The sequence below is a fragment of the Mesorhizobium sp. 01N446 genome (assembly GCF_056399285.1).
Genome location: NZ_JBFTRA010000005.1, coordinates 132,530 through 149,573, shown reverse-complemented (window position 1 = coordinate 149,573; position 17,044 = coordinate 132,530). Strand labels below are relative to the sequence as shown.

18 protein-coding genes and 1 tRNA gene are annotated in these 17,044 nt (G+C 63.2%); 9 read left to right on the top strand and 10 right to left on the bottom strand.

What is annotated here, in order from left to right; all coding sequences use genetic code 11:
• The first annotated feature begins 52 nt into the window (after positions 1-52).
• Genes AC1DPX_RS19995 through AC1DPX_RS19985 form a run of 3 tightly spaced genes read left to right on the top strand, consistent with a single transcriptional unit; the run spans position 53 to position 1,118 of the window.
• Entirely contained in the window at positions 53-472 is a 420-nt protein-coding gene (locus AC1DPX_RS19995) for a hypothetical protein (RefSeq protein WP_477239022.1), read from the top strand.
• Positions 469-879 carry a hypothetical protein gene (locus AC1DPX_RS19990; protein ID WP_477239020.1) on the top strand — a complete coding sequence of 137 codons (411 nt, stop codon included), beginning with the start codon at positions 469-471 and terminating at the stop codon, positions 877-879. Before AC1DPX_RS19995 ends, AC1DPX_RS19990 begins: the two co-directional genes overlap by 4 nt.
• A complete protein-coding gene (locus tag AC1DPX_RS19985; protein ID WP_477239018.1) occupies positions 876-1,118 on the top strand; it encodes a hypothetical protein in 243 nt (80 codons plus the stop codon). Before AC1DPX_RS19990 ends, AC1DPX_RS19985 begins: the two co-directional genes overlap by 4 nt.
• A 369-nt stretch (positions 1,119-1,487) precedes the next feature.
• On the opposite strand, the gene AC1DPX_RS19980 is transcribed toward AC1DPX_RS19985, so the two are convergent.
• On the bottom strand, positions 1,488-1,820 hold the full coding sequence (locus AC1DPX_RS19980) for a hypothetical protein (protein WP_477239016.1): 333 nt from the start codon (positions 1,818-1,820) through the stop codon (positions 1,488-1,490).
• An 83-nt stretch (positions 1,821-1,903) separates the two neighbouring features.
• On the opposite strand from AC1DPX_RS19980, the gene AC1DPX_RS19975 reads away from it, so the two are divergent.
• Complete coding sequence (locus AC1DPX_RS19975) at positions 1,904-2,554, top strand: site-specific integrase (RefSeq protein WP_477239014.1); 651 nt, start codon at positions 1,904-1,906, stop codon at positions 2,552-2,554.
• Here the strand turns inward: AC1DPX_RS19975 and AC1DPX_RS19970 are convergent.
• The 3 genes from AC1DPX_RS19970 to cpdR all read right to left on the bottom strand — a co-directional run bounded on the left by AC1DPX_RS19970 (position 2,551) and on the right by cpdR (position 3,372).
• A complete protein-coding gene (locus AC1DPX_RS19970) occupies positions 2,551-2,763 on the bottom strand; it encodes a hypothetical protein (RefSeq protein WP_477239012.1) in 213 nt (70 codons plus the stop codon). The two genes, AC1DPX_RS19975 and AC1DPX_RS19970, sit on opposite strands and share 4 nt — an antisense overlap.
• Positions 2,764-2,829: 66 nt before the next feature.
• Positions 2,830-2,904: transfer RNA gene (locus AC1DPX_RS19965), tRNA-Val, on the bottom strand.
• Between the two features lie 105 nt (positions 2,905-3,009).
• Positions 3,010-3,372, bottom strand: coding sequence for a cell cycle two-component system response regulator CpdR (gene cpdR, locus AC1DPX_RS19960; RefSeq protein ID WP_006199474.1), 363 nt, complete (start codon positions 3,370-3,372; stop codon positions 3,010-3,012).
• Between the two features lie 163 nt (positions 3,373-3,535).
• On the opposite strand from cpdR, the gene AC1DPX_RS19955 reads away from it, so the two are divergent.
• Together AC1DPX_RS19955 and hisN are read left to right on the top strand one after the other, a co-directional pair.
• On the top strand, positions 3,536-4,477 hold the full coding sequence (locus AC1DPX_RS19955) for an N-formylglutamate amidohydrolase (protein ID WP_202357987.1): 942 nt from the start codon (positions 3,536-3,538) through the stop codon (positions 4,475-4,477).
• Between the two features lie 315 nt (positions 4,478-4,792).
• Entirely contained in the window at positions 4,793-5,566 is a 774-nt protein-coding gene (gene hisN, locus AC1DPX_RS19950; RefSeq protein WP_202357988.1) for a histidinol-phosphatase, read from the top strand.
• 27 nt (positions 5,567-5,593) lie between these two features.
• Here the strand turns inward: hisN and AC1DPX_RS19945 are convergent, their stop codons facing one another.
• The 5 genes from AC1DPX_RS19945 to AC1DPX_RS19925 form a co-directional block, all read right to left on the bottom strand.
• The gene (locus tag AC1DPX_RS19945; RefSeq protein WP_202359305.1) at positions 5,594-6,424 is read right to left on the bottom strand and encodes a helix-turn-helix transcriptional regulator; all 831 of its coding nucleotides are present in this window, start codon (positions 6,422-6,424) and stop codon (positions 5,594-5,596) included.
• Positions 6,425-6,531: 107 nt separating this feature from the next.
• A complete protein-coding gene (locus AC1DPX_RS19940; RefSeq protein WP_202357989.1) occupies positions 6,532-6,777 on the bottom strand; it encodes a DUF1127 domain-containing protein in 246 nt (81 codons plus the stop codon).
• A gap of 3 nt (positions 6,778-6,780) precedes the next feature.
• Complete coding sequence (locus tag AC1DPX_RS19935) at positions 6,781-6,936, bottom strand: hypothetical protein (protein WP_202357990.1); 156 nt, start codon at positions 6,934-6,936, stop codon at positions 6,781-6,783.
• Between the two features lie 166 nt (positions 6,937-7,102).
• Positions 7,103-8,080, bottom strand: a complete 978-nt coding sequence (locus tag AC1DPX_RS19930) for an alpha/beta fold hydrolase (RefSeq protein ID WP_477239010.1) — start codon at positions 8,078-8,080, stop codon at positions 7,103-7,105.
• A 98-nt stretch (positions 8,081-8,178) separates the two neighbouring features.
• Positions 8,179-8,439 (bottom strand): hypothetical protein, encoded by a 261-nt coding sequence (locus tag AC1DPX_RS19925; RefSeq protein ID WP_202357992.1) that lies wholly within the window; start codon positions 8,437-8,439, stop codon positions 8,179-8,181.
• Positions 8,440-8,562: 123 nt separating this feature from the next.
• Between AC1DPX_RS19925 and AC1DPX_RS19920 the strand changes: the two genes are divergently transcribed.
• The gene (locus tag AC1DPX_RS19920) at positions 8,563-9,030 is read left to right on the top strand and encodes an Hsp20 family protein (protein ID WP_013893124.1); all 468 of its coding nucleotides are present in this window, start codon (positions 8,563-8,565) and stop codon (positions 9,028-9,030) included.
• An 81-nt stretch (positions 9,031-9,111) separates the two neighbouring features.
• Here AC1DPX_RS19920 and AC1DPX_RS19915 read toward each other — a convergent pair whose 3' ends face one another.
• Positions 9,112-10,164 (bottom strand): threonine aldolase family protein, encoded by a 1,053-nt coding sequence (locus tag AC1DPX_RS19915; RefSeq protein ID WP_477239008.1) that lies wholly within the window; start codon positions 10,162-10,164, stop codon positions 9,112-9,114.
• A 514-nt stretch (positions 10,165-10,678) separates the two neighbouring features.
• On the opposite strand from AC1DPX_RS19915, the gene gltB reads away from it, so the two are divergent.
• Positions 10,679-15,439, top strand: coding sequence for a glutamate synthase large subunit (gltB, locus tag AC1DPX_RS19910; protein ID WP_477239006.1), 4,761 nt, complete (start codon positions 10,679-10,681; stop codon positions 15,437-15,439).
• A gap of 143 nt (positions 15,440-15,582) precedes the next feature.
• Positions 15,583-17,037, top strand: coding sequence for a glutamate synthase subunit beta (locus tag AC1DPX_RS19905; RefSeq protein WP_477239004.1), 1,455 nt, complete (start codon positions 15,583-15,585; stop codon positions 17,035-17,037).
• Positions 17,038-17,044 lie beyond the last annotated feature (7 nt).

Below are 17,044 nucleotides of genomic sequence, written 5' to 3'. Positions count from 1 at the left end.
ACCGCCCGGCAAGGCGGCTCCCCAATGTCAATCAACCCTCGTGAGGTTTTCAATGACACGTGCATCACATAGCACCGCAGCGGCGAAAGTTCAAACCCGCCGCGCTTCGGCCAAGCAGCCGCACCCCGCCGACGACCTGTCGTTCATGCACCGGAAAGTGCCCGCCGGCACCGGTATTTGCTACTGGAACGTCGAACACACCGGGCGGTACAGCACCGACTGCGACAAGGGCCACGAGCTGGCGCATGAATACCTCAACTATATCGGCCGGCATCCGACCAACGGAAACGTTACGCTGCTCGGCTGCATCGTCAACGACATGTGCCGCGTGCGGCAGGAAGAACGCCTGCCTTCCCGGAACCATGTGACCGGCCTCGAAATCGGCTTCTTGATGGAGGTCAACCGCTACGTCATGGCGACGATGAAAGTCGTCGTGCAGACCATGGGCCAGGCCGAAGGCGGTGCAGCATGACCGCGACATTGACTACGCCCTTTGACCCTTCGAAGGCCGGGCCGTTCTGCTACGAGGTGGCCGCCTACACCGATGTCATTGGGGGAAACGTCCACGATACGAAATACGCGAAGGAATGCCTTACCATCGACCCCTTCGCCGAACTTGAAAACGGTTGCCTCGTCGTTTGGCAGTTGTGCGGCGGGCATGCCTACATGGAGCGGTGGCGGCGGACCAGAAAGGACCAGAACGGCCGGTTCATCAAGCCCGGCTCGGATTGCGAAGCCTTTGTTATTGGCAGTATCAGCTACACCACGGCTGATATTGGCAAGTCGGTCAACATTCTTGGTCGTGTCGTCGGCGCGGCTAGGGAATTCCCGAGAGAATCGCCCGCCGCATATGTTCGAGGGAAAGGCGGTGCGAAATGAGCGCCGCCACCAAGACCCACATGGACCTGGAAGGCGAAGTTCGAGACGCCGCCTTGGCTGCTCGCCTCGTCCTCGAATGGATCAATAGCCATTTCGAGACACCGGCAGAAAACAGCAACTACCGGGTTCATGAAAGTGACGCGGAACTGCTGGTTTTCGCGGGCCGGATTGCCCTGGAAAAGACCGAGGCAGCGTTGACCAAATGGGAGGCTGTCCATGCCGCAGGAGGCCGAAAATGAGCGCCGACGACGGTTTGGCCCTTTCCAGCAATTTTTGGAAAGCACCGCAATTTCGTAAAAACGGAACGGGTGAGTTCGGGTGAGCGTGCCAGATCCCTTCGAGGACTCGCCCTTGACCCTGAAGGAAGCTTGCCAACTGTTCTTCAGAGGCAGGATCACGCCGGCCACGTTGCGAGCGGAATCGCGCCGTGGCAGGCTTAGCATCATGCGTATAGGCAGGGCGGATTTTGTACTGCCCTCGTCGGTGAGAGGAATGATGACAAAATGCCAAGACCCGCCAAGGGAGCCCGGCTCTACCTCGACCCCAAACGAAAAGAATGGGTCATCCGAGATGTCGGCCAGGTCTTCGAACGCACAGGCTGCGGCGAGTCAGATCGCGCAGGAGCTGAAAAAAGGCTCGGCGAGTACATCGCGGAAAAATTCAAACCAGTCTCCCGGGAAAGTCATCTCGCTCGCCTCTCGGTCGCCGAAGTCCTGACCGCATACGGGCGCGAATATGCGCCACATAAGAAATCGTCCGAGCGCAGCGGTTACGCCATCGCGGCGCTTCTGCCGTTCTGGGGGACGAAGACGCTGGCAGACGTGCGCGGCGAAACATGCCGAGCCTACGCCAAGCAGCGCGGCGAGACGGTCAAGGATGGCACGATCAGGCGCGAACTTGCCGAACTGTCGAAAGCGATCAATCACTGGCACAAAGAGCATGGGCCGCTGGCGTCGGTGCCACTTGTGACGATGCCTGATGTCCCGCCGGCAAGGGACCGCTGCTTACCAGGACCGAAGCCGGGATGTTACTGGCTGGCGCCTTGGGCTGGTATTGCGAGTTCTGGTCTGATGTCGCCACCCGGCGCGTACATACCCGGTGGCGCCGGAATCGGTTCGCCATCAACCGCCATCTGGCGCGTTTCATGTTGCTCGGGCTCTACACGGGATCGCGGCGCGCAGCCATCTTCAACGTCCAATGGATGGCCAATACCACCGGCGGCTGGATCGACATCCAGCGCGGCGTTATGCATCGGCGCGGGGAGGGCGTTGCGGAAACGAAAAAGCGTCAGCCGCCGGTGCGCCTGGGAAAGCGAATCAGCGCACATTTGCGCCGATGGAGGATGCTCGACGATATCGCGCGTGACGAAGCCGCCAGGGAGGCCGGCGCACCCGTATCGGTCTATCTGCATGTCGTCAGCTATATGGGGCGCGGCGTGGCGTCGGTTCGAACGGCTTGGGACATGGCAATTGAGAATGCGTGGCTGGACCCAGCCGTCACCGGCCAGCCGGCGATTACGCCGCATGTGCTGCGCCACACGCGCGCAACTTGGATGATGTTCGCAGGCGTCGACATCTGGGAAGCAGCCGGCGCGCTCGGTATGTCGGCCAAAACGCTCGATAAGATCTATGGCCACCACCACGTAGATTTCCAAAAGAACGCGGCCGAGGTCTAACGCTTCGGCCCCGCCTTAGCCTTGGCTTCATCGTAGAGCCGGCGCAGTTTGCGGGACTCGCTGAGGCACTTGGCTCTATGATCCAAGATAGCCTTTTCCTGTTCGCGCGTCAGGTCAGGTCGACCCAATTCCACCGTGTCAAGGTTGATCGAATCCGCGAGCGTCTTCAGGTCGCGTTCATAGATTTCAAGAGCGGTCAGAGCTGACATATCGTGCCGTTTCTGTGCCGTTTCTGTGCCAAGCGGAGCAAGGGCTTAGCTAAGTTATTGAAAGGATGGTGGGCGTGACAGGGATYGAACCTGTGACCCCTGCAATGTCAATGCAGTGCTCTCCCGCTGAGCTACACGCCCATCCGAAGCCGCGCATACACCATTTTTGGTCCGGCGCGTCAATAGCGAGAAAAAGGAAAGAAGGCGTCGTCTCGCCGCAGCGGCGATGCCTCAGCGGAAGGCGGCTCAGGCCGCCTGCAGCATCTTCTCGACCTCGTTGACGAGATCGCGCAGATGGAAGGGCTTCGACAGCACCTTGGCGTCTTTCGGCGCCTTGGAATCCGGGTTCAGCGCAACGGCGGCGAAACCGGTGATGAACATGACCTTGAGGTCGGGATCGATCTCGGTGGCGCGTCGCGCCAGTTCGATGCCGTCCATCTCCGGCATGACGATATCGGTCAACAGCAGCGAGAACGGCTCCTCGCGCAGCCGCTCATAGGCGCTGGCGCCATTGTCGAAATCGCTGACCTGATATCCGGCGCGTTCCAGCGCCTTGACGAGGAACCGACGCATATCGTCGTCGTCTTCCGCCAGAAGAATGCGTGCCATGATATCCCGTCCGAATCACCCGCCCGAGACTGCCGCCCAGGCAGCCCGTTAACCATCCTGTATATGAGGAGGTGACGGTAAACATCAAGTGAACGCKGCGAAGCATTATCCGCATTCGGCAAGGCGAGGCGCGTGGCGAAATGCTGGACATGCGGCCAGCAAGGTGGCACTTTCATGCGATGATGCATCGGTGTTTTCGGGTTCGTGCAAATTGAAGACGGCAGCCGAGGATTTTTCGGTCGTTCAACCCTTCGAAATCCGATCGGGCGTCGAACAGCGCGTCCCCTTCCTGTTCAATTCACCGCATAGCGGCCGCTACTATCCCGAACGCTTCCTCGCCATGGCGCGGCTCGACCGCAACGCTATCCGCCGCTCGGAGGATTGCTACGTCGACGAGCTGTTCGGCGGCGCGGTGGCGCTCGGCGCGCCGATGCTGGCGGCGAATTTCCCGCGCGCCTATCTCGACGTCAATCGCGAGCCATGGGAACTCGACCCGCGCATGTTCGCCGAGCCGGTGCCGTCCTTCTGCAACATCCGCTCGGCGCGGGTGGCCGGCGGACTTGGCACCGTGCCCAAGCTGGTCGGCGAAGGGCTCGACATCTATTCCGGCCGCCTGCCGCTCGCCGAAGCCGTCGCCCGCATTGAGGCCGTCTACAAGCCCTATCATGAAACGCTGAAGCGGCTTTTGACCAGGACGCACGCCCGTTTCGGCTTTGCCGTGCTGATCGACTGCCATTCGATGCCGGCAAGCATCCGCGTCGGCGACAGCGGCCTGCGGCCGGACTTCATCATCGGCGACCGTTTCGGCATCTCGGCCACCGCTGCCTTGACCGAGACCGCGATCGGCCTGCTGACCGCAATGGGCTATACCGTCGCCCACAACAAGCCCTATGCCGGCGGCTTCATCACCGAACATTATGGCCGTCCGGCACGCCATCTGCATGCGCTGCAGATCGAGGTCAATCGCGGGCTCTACATGAATGAGCGGACGTTCGAGAAGACTGCCGGTTTCGACGCGCTGGCCGACGATCTGACGCGATTTTCGGCGGATCTGATGTCGATGCCCGACCATCACTTCATCGACCTGCCGCTGGCCGCGGAGTGAAATAGCCGGCCCGGGGCGCAGGGGGTAAAAAAAGACCGCATCGTTTGCACGATACGGTCGAAGTCTAGGGAGGAAACGCCCAAGGAGGGCATGGACAGGAAACCCTGTCCGAGGTCGAGGGTATTGTGCGGTGCACAAATGTCAAGCGACGTTCAGGCTTTTTTAATTCAGAGTGATGTGGAAATTGCGTTTCGATGACGCGGATGTGACATTTGGGCAACAAGTGTCGCTGCGAATAAATCGATAAACAGGCTTGTTTTGGCGGGAAAGTGTCGGCAGAGCCCGGTTGGGCACTCGGCAACGCGGGAGAATCAGTTGGACATCAGCATCGATTTCATGCGCCGCATCGCGCAGGCGGCAGCGGCCGAGACCTTGCCGCGCTTTCGTGCCCAGGGTGCCGTCGCCAACAAGGAAAAGGGCAGTTTCGACCCGGTCACGGAAGCCGACCGTGAGACCGAACGCGCCATCCGGGCGCTGATATCGGGTGAGTATCCCGACCATGGCATTCTCGGCGAGGAGCATGGCAGCGAAAACATCTCCAGCCGGCATGTCTGGGTGATCGATCCGATCGACGGTACGCGCGCCTTCATCTCCGGCCTGCCGGTGTGGGGGACGCTGGTCGGGCTGACGGTCGACGGCGACGCGGTTGCCGGCATGATGGCGCAGCCTTTCACCGGCGAGCTGTTCTACGCCAATGCCTCGGGCTCGCACTATGAGGGGCCGGGCGGACCGCGCAAGCTTTCTACCCGCAAGACAACCAGCCTTGCTGACGCAACGCTGTTCACCACCACGCCGGCGCTGTACAAGGGCGAGGCGCGCACGCGCTATGATGCGTTCGAGAAACAAGTGCAGCTCGCCCGCTACGGCGCCGATTGCTATGCCTTCGCCATGATCGCCTCGGGGAGCGTCGACATCGTCGCCGATCCCGGCCTGAAACCTTACGACATCGTCGCGCTGATCCCGATCATCGAGAAGGCGGGCGGCGTCGTCACCACCTTCGATGGCGGACCGGCCGAAAAGGGCGGCGACGTGTTGGCGGCGGCGACGCCGGAGCTTCACGCCGCCGCCATGGCTGCCCTGCGCGGCTGATATTTTCGTTTTCCCTGAGATGTCGCATCAGCGCGATCGGATCGAGCGCTGGAACTCCGCCGGAGTGCGGCCGTAGGCCTGTCTGAAAGACGCGCTGAAATGGCTGTGGCTGGAAAAGCCCAGATCCATGCCCAAAGTCGTCAGATTGTCGTAGCGGCCAAGCAGGTCGAGCGCGCGCGCCAGCCGCAGGCGAAGGTGATAGCGATAGAGCGGCATGGCCTCGACCTGCTGGAACATCTGCGTCAAGTAGACCGGCGAGACGCCGACCTCGGCGGCGATCTCGGCCAGCGTCCAGCGCCGCGACAGGTCCGACGCAAGCACCAGCTTGGCGCGGTCGACCAGCTTTTGCCGCCCGGGGCTGGCGCCCGCGACATGCGAAGTGCGCTCGCCGAGCGAGCGCCGTACCAAGGTTAGCGCCAGCGTCTCGGCCTCCAGCGTTTCGGCGACGCCGCGGCTCAGGCTGTGGCGCAGCAGCGCCACCAGCGCCTGCGCACGGGGATCGATGCGCCGGCGCTGGCGACGAAACCCCAGGAGGCCACCGGCGCGCAACTGCTCTTTCGGCGCCAGCTCGCGCAACTGGCCTTCCTCAATGACGAGGTCGAGGCAGGCGTCGCCGCCCTCGATGGGATGGCTGACCTGGTAAGGCTCGGCCTCGTTGAAGAACAGCAGCTGGTTGGCTTCAGCGACCGCGTCATTGCGGCCGACATGACGCACGAAGACGCCGCGGTAGGGAAACACCAGATGCGTCGCCGACGTGCATTCCTCATCGCTCCTGTGCCGACATTCGCCGCTGCAGACCACATCCCGCACCTTGACGATGCCGGTGTCCAGAAGGAGCTGAACCTTGAATTGCGACATGGCCATTGTGCTCATCCCTCAAACCGGAAAATGATCCCGGCATTGCGATGGGCATTTTACGCACGCAGCCTGTCCAATCCTGTCAGGAGACTTTCTCCGTGAGCTGCTCAGTCCCACGAACGGCGCCTGAATTCCGAATAGGCCTGGCCGCGCGACAGACCGATGTCCTTGAGCTGTTCATCTGTCATTTCCTGCAAGGCAAGCCGGCTTCGGCGCTTCTCCATCTGGCGGGCGATCCATCTCGCTGCCGCGATACACCGGGCGTGCAAGGCCCGCAGGCTCGTTTCGGTGCGGGCTGGCGGCGCCGGGGCCTGGCCAGCCAGGCGTTGTGCCGCTGCGTGATCGGTGCGCATGGCTCAACCCTCGCTCACGCTGGCCGCCGAGGCCCCGGCCTCGTTCAGCGCGGTCGCGCATTCCTCGCAGCAGACTTCGACGGACTTGCCGCCGACCTTGACGCGGATCGGGTTGGCATCGAGCTGGCAGTCGCAGGCGGCGCAGGTTTTCTCGGTCATGATCTCATCTCCATGGCGTTCAATTCGACGCATTGAGATGAGCATTTCGGAGCCGGCACGGGCTGTCAGAATCTTTAGCGGTTTGCGTGCCGCGAGGAGCGGCCGGTCGATCATCCTGACAACGGTGTGTCAGCTATGCCGATCCGTGAAGGAGCCGCGGCGCCGGTCAGGCCGTCGGGTCGTCCGAGCCGGGGATGAAGGCATCGAAGGCAGCGAGGAATTGTTCGCGGTAAAGGTCGACCTCCTGCAGGATTTCGTGCTTGGAGCCGTCGATCATCAGCAGCGAACCGAGCCTCAGGCTTCTGGCGTAGGCCTCGACCGCCCTGGTCGAGACGACCTTGTCGGCGCCGGCGGCGAAGATCAGCACAGGCACCTGGATCCTTGCCATGAAGTCTGGGTCGCTGACCACTTCCGACGCCTTCGCAGCCGCCTGCAGCCAGCGGATCGTCGGACCGCCGAGCGCCATTCGCGGATACTCTTCGTAGATGCGGGTGTTGCGGCGATAGCGCTGCGGATCCGACGTCACCTTGTTGGCTTCGAAAGGCAGCGTGTGTCTGGGCCGAGGACCCCAGGCGGCATAGAGCCGGCCCAGCCCCAAAGCGCAGAGAACCGAACAGACACGGCGGACGGTTCGGATCGAGACCGGCAGGTCAGGCAACGTCAGGAAAGGCGCGATCAGCACCATGCGCCGCACGCGGTTCACCATGGATGGCGCGGCAAGCAGCGCGATCACGGCTCCGGCTGAATGGGCGAGTATGTAATAAGGCCCGCGGCAATCGGGCAGCACGATCTCCTCGAAAAACTGCTCCAGATCGGCCGTGTAGTCGCGGAAGGAGCGGACATAGCCGCGCTGGCGATCGCGGATCAGCCGGTCGGAATCACCCTGGCCGCGCCAGTCGAGCGTGGCGACGCCAAAGCCCCGGGCCGCAAGGTCGCGGATGGTCTCGAAATATTTTTCGATGCACTCGTTGCGGCCGGACAGCAGTACCACGGTGCCCCGCAGCGGACGTGTCGCCGCCGCGAACAGGCCATAGCGGATCTTCTTGCGGTCGCGCGTGATGAAAAAGCCGCCGGTGGCGTTTTCCGGTCGCGGATTGCCCTCGGTTTCGTGGAAAAGCGGCGTGTCGTGGAGAAGGTCCGTCATGCGGCGCTTTGTGCTCGGCGTCTTCGGGTGCCAGTCTGTCGCGGCTGGCCTCGTCAAGGTGATAGACGCCAACGCACCAAAAGCAAAGCAAATCCGGCTTATGCCGGGACTGTAACGGGGAAGGCCGGAAGCCGCTCGAAGGCGTGCTTCCGGCCCCTGTCGATCCGGGAGGAAGGGACGTTAACACCCGGTTCGGCCTCGTTGCGGCGCCTGTGCAAGATCCAGCGCCGCCAATCCTTGATCTTGGGATCACTGTAGCGGCACCCGTCTGAACGCGCGCCGAAGGTCCGGTTCATCTGCCGTTCATCAAGGGGAAGGCGGCGCGGTTTTTTGCCACCCGGCGAAATCTTGAAATGCATTCGGGCGCTCCCCAAATGTGGAATGCGGTCGCCAATGTCGGGACCGCTGGTCTTCCCGAAACGCCGCTTACGGGTTTCGCACCGGCCATACGCAAACCATGTTGCTCAACAGGAGAACACCTCATGCGTCACGTTGATTTTTCCCCGCTTTACCGTTCGACCGTCGGCTTCGACCGTCTGTTCACCATGCTGGATTCGCTTGCGCAGCCCGATGGCGCGCAGACCTATCCGCCCTACAATATAGAGCGCACCGGTGAGGATTCGTACCGGATCTCCATGGCGGTCGCCGGCTTCTCGGACGAGGAAATCTCGATCGAAGCCCACCGCAACGTGCTGACCGTGAAGGGCGAGCGCAAGGACGAGGGTACTGGCGAAGGCTCCGAGCTGCTCTATCGCGGCATTGCCTCCAGGGCTTTCGAGCGCCGCTTCCAGCTTGCCGACCACGTTGAAGTCGTCGGCGCCGCGCTGAAGAACGGCCTGCTCTTCGTCGACCTCAAGCGCAACATTCCCGAGGAACTGAAGCCGCGCAAGATCGCGATCACCTCGGCTCCGGCCAAGGCCAAGCAGATCGAGGCCAAGACCGCTGCGTAATGTAGCCCAGGAATAGAAGTGTCTCCTCCCGAGACGAAAGCGGCGCCGAAAGGCGCCGCTTTTTTGTTGTTCGGGGACCGATTACCCGGCGATCAATTGGCCGAAGCGGTCGACTTCCTCGGCTGACGTGGCGAAGCTGGTGACGAAGCGGTAGAGGAGTTCGTCCTCGCCGACATGGCCGTCAAAGCCATGCGGCTTGTGCCAGTCGTAGAAGGCGGCGCCCGTCGCCTGCAGCCTCTCGGCTTCGGTCTTCTTGATCACCGCGAACACCTCGTTGGCCTGCGGCAGCCAGGCCAGCTTGGCGTGGGCCGAATCCTCGATCGCCGCGGCGAGGCGCGCGGCCATGGCGTTGGCGTGGCGCGCGGTGTCGAGCCACTGGCCGTCCTTGAAATAGGCTTCGAATTGCGCCGCGACGAAGCGCGACTTCGAAAACAGCTGGGCGGCACGCTTGCGCAGGAAGGCCAGTTCCCTGGCGCGGTCGAGGTCGAACAGCACGATCGCCTCGGCGCACCAGCAGCCATTCTTGGTGCCGCCGAAGGACAGGATGTCGACACCACGCTTCCAGGTCATTTCGGCCGGCGTCGTGTCGAGCGCGACCAGCGCATTGGCAAAGCGGGCGCCATCCATGTGCAGCGGCACGGAATGCCGTTTGGCGATGGCCGAAATCGTCTCGATCTCATTCAGGCCGTAGATGGTGCCAACCTCCGTCGACTGGGTGATCGAGACCGCCATTGGCCGTCCCCAGTGGACGATTTCGGGCGCGAAGCGGCCAATGGTCCGCTCCAGATTGTGCGCGTCGATCTTGCCCAGGGCGCCGTCGATGGCATGCAAGCGCGCGCCGGCGGAAAAATACTCGGGTGCGCCGCACTCGTCTTCGATGACATGCGATTCGCGGTGCGCGAATGAGATGCCGCCGGGCTTGTTGAAGGCGGTCAGCGACAGCGCGTTGGCGGCGGTGCCGGTCGCCACGAAGAACACCGCGACCTCACGCTCGAAAATCTCATTGAAGCGCTGGTAGACCGTCTGGTCGAGTGCGCTGTCGCCATAGGCGGTGGCAAAGCCGCCGGCCGCGGCCGACAGGCCGGCAACGATATTGGGATGGGCGCCTGCCCAATTGTCGGAAGCGAAGAACATGCAACTGCCTATGTCTGGGGAAGATCGGGGTTTTGGGGAAATCAGCGCGGAGTTGAACGGTTCCACGCGCCAACCGCAAGGGCCAGGCGCCGGAAAACCGTTAAAGCCAGCCAAGCCGAAGGGGTGGGGATCGGCGACTTAAGCTTACGTTTCCCCTCAACTTCACGTAATTTTATGTCGCTGAAAGCCCAAGTTTTTTGTGAATCGGTCTTGTGTGCGTCGGGGAATTCTGCCATAAAAATTTAGGACAGTAGTGCTGTCTTATTTTGTCGCACAAAATAGGCTGGATTGGCGTAACATATTGGCCTCTCCGGCTGTTGCTGCGAGCGACAGGTGGACGGCCAGACTCTGGCCTGTACGATACCAGATGCGAACCATGCGGAAAGCCGCCTGGTTCGGCAAGGATTTCGCAAGACGTGCCGCAAGGATCAGGGTGAGCCAAGCGCTTGCCGAGGCAAATTAGCGACCGAAGAACTGGCCAGCGCCTGAAGGGCTGGGAATGGAGGATAGGACAATGACGGACATGACGCTCTCTGCGACGAACGGCCAGGCCGCGCAGACGAAAGCGGCTGCCGTCAAAAATACGTCCCGAACCAACACTGGGCGAACCGAGACTGGCCGAACCGACATCGGCCAAACCGCTTTTGCCCCTCGGGGCCTCTACGATCCGCGCAACGAACATGATGCCTGCGGCGTCGGCTTCATCGTCAACATGAAGGGCGTGAAGTCGCACCAGATCGTCAAGGACGGCCTTGCCGTGCTTGAAAACCTGACGCATCGCGGCGCCGTCGGCGCCGACCCGCTGGTCGGCGACGGCGCCGGCGTGCTGGTGCAGCTTCCCGACCAGTTCTTCCGTGAGGAGATGGCCGCCCAGGGCGTCGAACTGCCGCCCGCGGGCCAATATGGCGTCGGACACTGGTTCATGCCGCAGGACGCGGCACTTCGCGCCCATATCGAGGACATCATCGCCGAATCGGCGCAGTCCGAAGGCCTGCCGCTCATCGGCTTCCGCGACGTGCCCGTCGACAATTCATCGCTGTCGAAGGCGCCCGACATCGTCGCGTCCGAGCCGTTCCACCGCCAGGTGTTCATCGGCCGTACGGCTGACATTCCCGATGACGAGGAATACGAGGCCCGGCTCTATCTGCTTCGCAAGGTCATCTCGGGCCGCATCTATGCCGAGAACGACAACAAGGACATCGGCGCCTATTGCGTGTCGCTGTCGGCGCGCACCATCGTCTACAAGGGCATGTTCCTGGCCTATCAGGTCGGCGCCTACTACAAGGACCTCAAGGATTCGCGCTTCGAGACCGCGCTGATTCTTGTCCACCAGCGTTTCTCGACCAACACCTTCCCGTCTTGGAAGCTGGCGCATCCCTACCGCATGGTCGCCCACAATGGCGAGATCAACACGGTGCGCGGCAACAACAACTGGATGGCGGCGCGCCAGGCATCAGTCGATTCCGAACTGTTCGGCAACAACATCTCGAAGCTCTGGCCGATCTCCTATGACGGCCAGTCCGACACGGCGTGCTTCGACAACGCGCTCGAGTTCCTGTTCCAGGGCGGCTACAGCCTCAGCCACGCCATGATGATGCTGATCCCGGAAGCCTGGGCCGGCAACAAGCTCATGGATGCCGACCGCAAGGCTTTCTACGAATACCATGCCGCCCTGATGGAGCCGTGGGACGGGCCGGCGGCGGTCGCCTTCACCGATGGCCGCCAGATCGGCGCCACGCTCGACCGCAACGGCCTGCGCCCGGCACGCTACATCGTCACCGACGATGACCGCGTCATCATGGCTTCCGAGGCCGGTGTGCTGCCGGTGCCGGAGGAGAGGATCGTCAAGAAGTGGCGGCTGCAGCCTGGCCGCATGCTGTTGATCGATCTTGCCAAGGGCCGCATCGTGCCCGACGAGGAGATCAAGTCGGAGATCGCCACCAGGCACCCTTACAAGACCTGGCTCGCCAACACGCAGCTCATCCTGGAAGATCTGAAGCCGGTCGAACCGCGCGCGCTGCGCAAGGATGTCAGCCTGCTCGATCGCCAGCAGGCGTTCGGCTACACCCAGGAAGACACCAAGCTGTTGATGTCGCCGATGGCGACCACCGGCCAGGAAGCCGTCGGTTCGATGGGCACCGACACGCCGATCTCGGCGATGTCGGACAAGTCGAAGCTGCTCTACACCTATTTCAAGCAGAACTTCGCCCAGGTCACCAACCCGCCGATCGACCCGATCCGCGAGGAACTGGTGATGAGCCTGGTGTCCTTCATCGGTCCCAGGCCGAACATCTTCGACCTGGTCGGTAATTCGCGCCGCAAGCGGCTCGAAGTGCGCCAGCCGATCCTGACCAATGGCGATCTGGAAAAGATCCGTTCCATCGGCCACACCGAGGACCGTTTCGACACCAAGACGATCGACATCACCTATGGCTCGAATGAGGGCGCTGCCGGCATGCAGGGCGCCATCGATCGCCTGTGCGAGCGGGCGGAGGCGGCGGTCGCCGGCGGCTACAACATCATCATTCTGTCCGATCGCCAGCTCGGCCCGGACCGCATCGCCATTCCCGCACTGCTGGCGACGGCGGCGGTGCATCATCACCTGATCCGCAAGGGGCTGCGCACCTCGGTCGGCCTGGTCGTGGAATCCGGCGAGCCGCGCGAAGTGCACCATTTCTGCTGCCTTGCCGGCTATGGCGCCGAAGCGATCAACCCCTATCTCGCCTTCGATACGTTGCTCGACATGCACAAGCGCGGCGAGCTGCCGGAAGAGGTCGACGCCTACGAGGTGGTGTCGCGCTACATCAAGTCGATCGGCAAGGGCATCCTCAAGGTGATGTCCAAGATGGGCATCTCGACCTACCAGTCCTATTGCGGCGCGCAGATCTTCGACGCCATCGGGCTGAAGACCGATTTCGTCGAGAAGTATTTCACCGGCACGGCGACGCTGATCGAAGGCGTCGGGCTGGACGAGGTCGCCGGCGAAACCGTCAGCCGCCACACGGACGGTTTCGGCAACGATCCGGTGCTGCGCAACAGCCTCGAAGTCGGCGGCGAATATCTCTTCCGCATGCGCGGCGAGGCGCATATGTGGTCGCCCGACGCGGTCGCCACCTTGCAGCACGCCGTGCGCCAGGGCTCGTGGGAGACGTTCAAGGACTATTCGGCGCAGATCGACAGCGAGACGGCGCGCGCGCAGACCATCCGCGGCCTGTTCAAGATCAGGCTGGCTGAGGACACCGGCCGCAACAAGGTCGCGCTCAGCGACGTCATGCCGGCGGCCGAGATCGTCAAGCGCTTCTCGACCGGGGCGATGTCGTTCGGTTCGATCTCCAGGGAGGCGCACACCACGCTGGCGCGCGCCATGAACCAGATCGGCGGCAAGTCGAACACCGGCGAGGGCGGCGAAGAGGCCGACCGCTATCTGCCGCTGCCCGGCGGCGGCAAGAACCCGGAACGCTCGGCGATCAAGCAGGTCGCCTCGGGTCGGTTCGGCGTGACGGCCGAATACCTCGTCAATTCCGACGTCATGCAGATCAAGGTGGCGCAGGGCGCCAAGCCCGGCGAGGGCGGGCAGTTGCCCGGCCACAAGGTCGACGCGACCATCGCCAAGGTCCGGCATTCGACGCCGGGCGTCGGCCTGATCTCGCCGCCGCCGCATCACGACATCTATTCGATCGAGGATCTGGCGCAGCTGATCTACGATCTGAAGAACGTCAACCCGGCGGCCGACGTGTCGGTCAAGCTGGTGTCGGAAGTCGGTGTCGGCACCGTCGCGGCCGGTGTCGCCAAGGCGCGCGCCGACCACATCACCATCTCGGGCTATGATGGCGGCACCGGCGCCTCGCCGCTGACCTCGCTCAAGCATGCCGGCAGCCCGTGGGAAATGGGCCTGGCCGAGACGCACCAGACGCTGGTGCTGAACGGCCTGCGTTCGCGCGTTGCGCTGCAGGTCGATGGCGGCCTGCGCACCGGGCGCGATGTCATCATCGGTGCGCTGCTCGGCGCCGACGAGTTCGGCTTCTCGACCGCGCCGCTGATCGCAGCGGGCTGCATCATGATGCGCAAGTGCCACCTCAACACCTGTCCGGTTGGCGTCGCCACGCAGGACCCGGTGCTGCGCAAGCGCTTCAAGGGCACGCCCGAGCACGTCATCAACTTCTTCTTCTACGTGGCGGAAGAGGTGAGGGGGCTGCTCGCCGAAATGGGTTACACCCATATCGACCAGATCATCGGCGACAGCGATCTGCTGGAAAAGCGCGACGTGATCCAGCACTGGAAGGCGCGCGGCCTCGACTTCGCGAAGATGTTCTACAAGCCCGATGCGCCGCATGAGGCGGTGCACTGGACCGAACGGCAGAAGCATCCGATCGACGACGTGCTCGACCGCAAGCTGATCGAGCTGGCCAAGCCGGCGCTTGAGGCCAAGCAGCCGGTCAAGATCGAGGTCGACATCCGCAATGTCGACCGTTCGACCGGCGCCATGCTGTCGGGCGAAGTGGCCAGGCGCTTCAAGCACAAGGGCCTGCGCGAGGACACCATCCAGGTGAAGCTGACCGGTACCGCCGGCCAGTCCTTCGGCGCCTTCTTGGCGCGCGGCATCTCGTTCGAACTCGTCGGCGCCGGCAATGACTATGTCGGCAAGGGCCTGTCGGGCGGGCGCATCGTCATCCGGCCGCCGGAAGAGGCCAGGATCGTCGCGGCCGACTCCATCATCGTCGGCAATACGGTGCTCTATGGCGCGACCGAGGGCGAAGCCTATTTCGCCGGTGTAGCCGGCGAGCGTTTCGCGGTGCGCAATTCGGGCGTTGCCGCCGTCGTCGAAGGCGTCGGCGACCATGGCTGCGAATACATGACCGGCGGTGTCGTCGTCGTCATCGGCAAGACCGGCCGCAACTTCGCCGCCGGCATGTCGGGCGGCGTCGCCTATGTGCTGGACGAGGCGGGCGATTTCGCCGAGCGCTGCAACATGGCCATGGTCGAGCTGGAGCCGGTACCGGAAGAAGACGATCTGATGGAAAGGCTGCTGCACCATGGCGGCGATCTCGACCACAAGGGCCGCGTCGACGTGTCCGGCGACATGACCAGCCATGACGAGGAACGGCTCTACCAGCTGATCTCGAACCACGTGCACTATACGGGTTCGGTGCGCGGCCGCGAGATTCTCGACGACTGGGCTACGTTCCGGCCGAAATTCCGCAAGATCATGCCGGTCGAATACCGCCGCGCGCTGATCGAGATGGAACGCATGCGCATGGGCGTCGCGGCCGAATAGATTTTAAGAGAATTGCCGGGGAGCCCAGGCTTCCCGGCCCCCTTCATCGACAGTTTGACCTCGGGCGCAAGGTTGCCATGGCTGCCTCAAGAGGTTAACGGGTGCGGCGAAAACCGCACCATCTGGACAGCAGGAACTGGACTATGGGCAAGGTAACAGGCTTTCTCGAAATCGACCGGCAGGTGCACAAGTACCAGCCGGCCTCCGACCGCATCCGGCACTTCCGCGAGTTCACGCTGCCGATGTCGGACAAGGAGGTCGAGAAACAGGCCGCGCGCTGCATGGATTGCGGCATTCCGTTCTGTCACGGGCCGACGGGCTGCCCGATCCACAACCAGATCCCGGACTGGAACGACCTCGTCTATAACAGGGACTGGGACAACGCGATCCGCAACCTGCATTCGACCAACAATTTCCCGGAGTTCACCGGCCGCATCTGCCCCGCGCCTTGCGAGGAAGCCTGCACGCTGAACCTCGAAGACATTCCGGTCGCCATCAAGACGGTGGAACAGGCAATCGCCGACAAGGCTTACGAGACCGGGCATATCAGGCCCTATCCGCCGGAGAAGAAGACCGGCAAGCGGGTCGCGATCATCGGCTCCGGCCCCGCCGGCATGGCCGCTGCCCAGCAGCTTGGCCGCGCCGGTCATGACGTGCATGTCTATGAGCGCGAGAGCCGCCCGGGCGGGCTGATGCGCTACGGCATTCCCGACTTCAAGATCGAGAAGCACTATATCGATCGGCGCATCGAACAGATGCAGGGTGAAGGCGTGACCTTCCATTGCGGCGTCAATGTCGGCGTCGACAAGCCCGTCGCCGAACTGCTCGCCGAACATGACGCCGTGCTCTATTGCGGTGGCTCGGAAACGCCGCGCGCGGCCAACATTCCGGGCGACGATCTCGGCGGCGTGCATGACGCCATGCCCTATCTGGTGCAGCAGAACCGCCGCGTCGGCGGCGAGCCGATCCAGTCGGTGGCGTGGCCGTCGCACCCGATCATTGCCGGCGGACAGCATGTCGTCGTCATCGGCGGTGGCGATACGGCGTCGGACTGCGTCGGCACCGCCTTCCGCCAGGGCGCGGTGCGCGTCACCCAGCTCGACATCCGCCCGCAGCCGCCGGAAAAGGAAGACAAGCTCGCCGTCTGGCCCTACTGGGCAACCAAGATGCGGACTTCGTCCTCGCAGGCCGAGGGTGCGGAGCGCGAGTTCCAGGTGGCGACGCTCGAATTCATCGGCGAGGACGGCCAGCTGACCGGCGTCAAGTGCTGCGAAGTCGACGACAAGCGCAAGCCGATCGCCGGCACCGAATTCGTCATCCGCGCCGATCTCGCCTTCATCGCCATCGGCTTTGCCGGACCGGCGGCGGAGGGCGTGGCGAAGGAACTCGAGGGCGAGATGAAAATCACCACCGACAGCCGCCGCTCCCGGAATGTCGAGGCCAATGACCGCGACTACAAGACCAGCGTCGACCGGCTCTATGCGGCGGGCGATGTGCGCCGCGGCCAGTCGCTGGTCGTCTGGGCGATCCGCGAAGGCCGCCAGGCGGCGCGCTCGATCGACGAGGCGCTGATGGGCTCAAGCGTCCTTCCCCGCTGAGCCCGTT

What these genes read in the sequence shown, in the direction of transcription:
- AC1DPX_RS19915 (WP_477239008.1), bottom strand. Translation starts at nt 10,164, where the DNA reads ATGTTCTTCGCTTCCGACAATTGGGCAGGCGCCCATCCCAATATCGTT.
- AC1DPX_RS19995 (WP_477239022.1), top strand. Translation starts at nt 53, where the DNA reads ATGACACGTGCATCACATAGCACCGCAGCGGCGAAAGTTCAAACCCGC.
- AC1DPX_RS19935 (WP_202357990.1), bottom strand. Translation starts at nt 6,936, where the DNA reads ATGACCGAGAAAACCTGCGCCGCCTGCGACTGCCAGCTCGATGCCAAC.
- AC1DPX_RS19920 (WP_013893124.1), top strand. Translation starts at nt 8,563, where the DNA reads ATGCGTCACGTTGATTTTTCCCCGCTTTACCGTTCGACCGTCGGCTTC.
- gltB (WP_477239006.1), top strand. Translation starts at nt 10,679, where the DNA reads ATGACGGACATGACGCTCTCTGCGACGAACGGCCAGGCCGCGCAGACG.
- AC1DPX_RS19975 (WP_477239014.1), top strand. Translation starts at nt 1,904, where the DNA reads ATGTTACTGGCTGGCGCCTTGGGCTGGTATTGCGAGTTCTGGTCTGAT.
- AC1DPX_RS19930 (WP_477239010.1), bottom strand. Translation starts at nt 8,080, where the DNA reads ATGACGGACCTTCTCCACGACACGCCGCTTTTCCACGAAACCGAGGGC.
- AC1DPX_RS19905 (WP_477239004.1), top strand. Translation starts at nt 15,583, where the DNA reads ATGGGCAAGGTAACAGGCTTTCTCGAAATCGACCGGCAGGTGCACAAG.
- AC1DPX_RS19925 (WP_202357992.1), bottom strand. Translation starts at nt 8,439, where the DNA reads ATGCATTTCAAGATTTCGCCGGGTGGCAAAAAACCGCGCCGCCTTCCC.
- AC1DPX_RS19985 (WP_477239018.1), top strand. Translation starts at nt 876, where the DNA reads ATGAGCGCCGCCACCAAGACCCACATGGACCTGGAAGGCGAAGTTCGA.
- AC1DPX_RS19980 (WP_477239016.1), bottom strand. Translation starts at nt 1,820, where the DNA reads ATGCTCTTTGTGCCAGTGATTGATCGCTTTCGACAGTTCGGCAAGTTC.
- AC1DPX_RS19945 (WP_202359305.1), bottom strand. Translation starts at nt 6,424, where the DNA reads ATGTCGCAATTCAAGGTTCAGCTCCTTCTGGACACCGGCATCGTCAAG.
- AC1DPX_RS19940 (WP_202357989.1), bottom strand. Translation starts at nt 6,777, where the DNA reads ATGCGCACCGATCACGCAGCGGCACAACGCCTGGCTGGCCAGGCCCCG.
- AC1DPX_RS19990 (WP_477239020.1), top strand. Translation starts at nt 469, where the DNA reads ATGACCGCGACATTGACTACGCCCTTTGACCCTTCGAAGGCCGGGCCG.
- cpdR (WP_006199474.1), bottom strand. Translation starts at nt 3,372, where the DNA reads ATGGCACGCATTCTTCTGGCGGAAGACGACGACGATATGCGTCGGTTC.
- AC1DPX_RS19970 (WP_477239012.1), bottom strand. Translation starts at nt 2,763, where the DNA reads ATGTCAGCTCTGACCGCTCTTGAAATCTATGAACGCGACCTGAAGACG.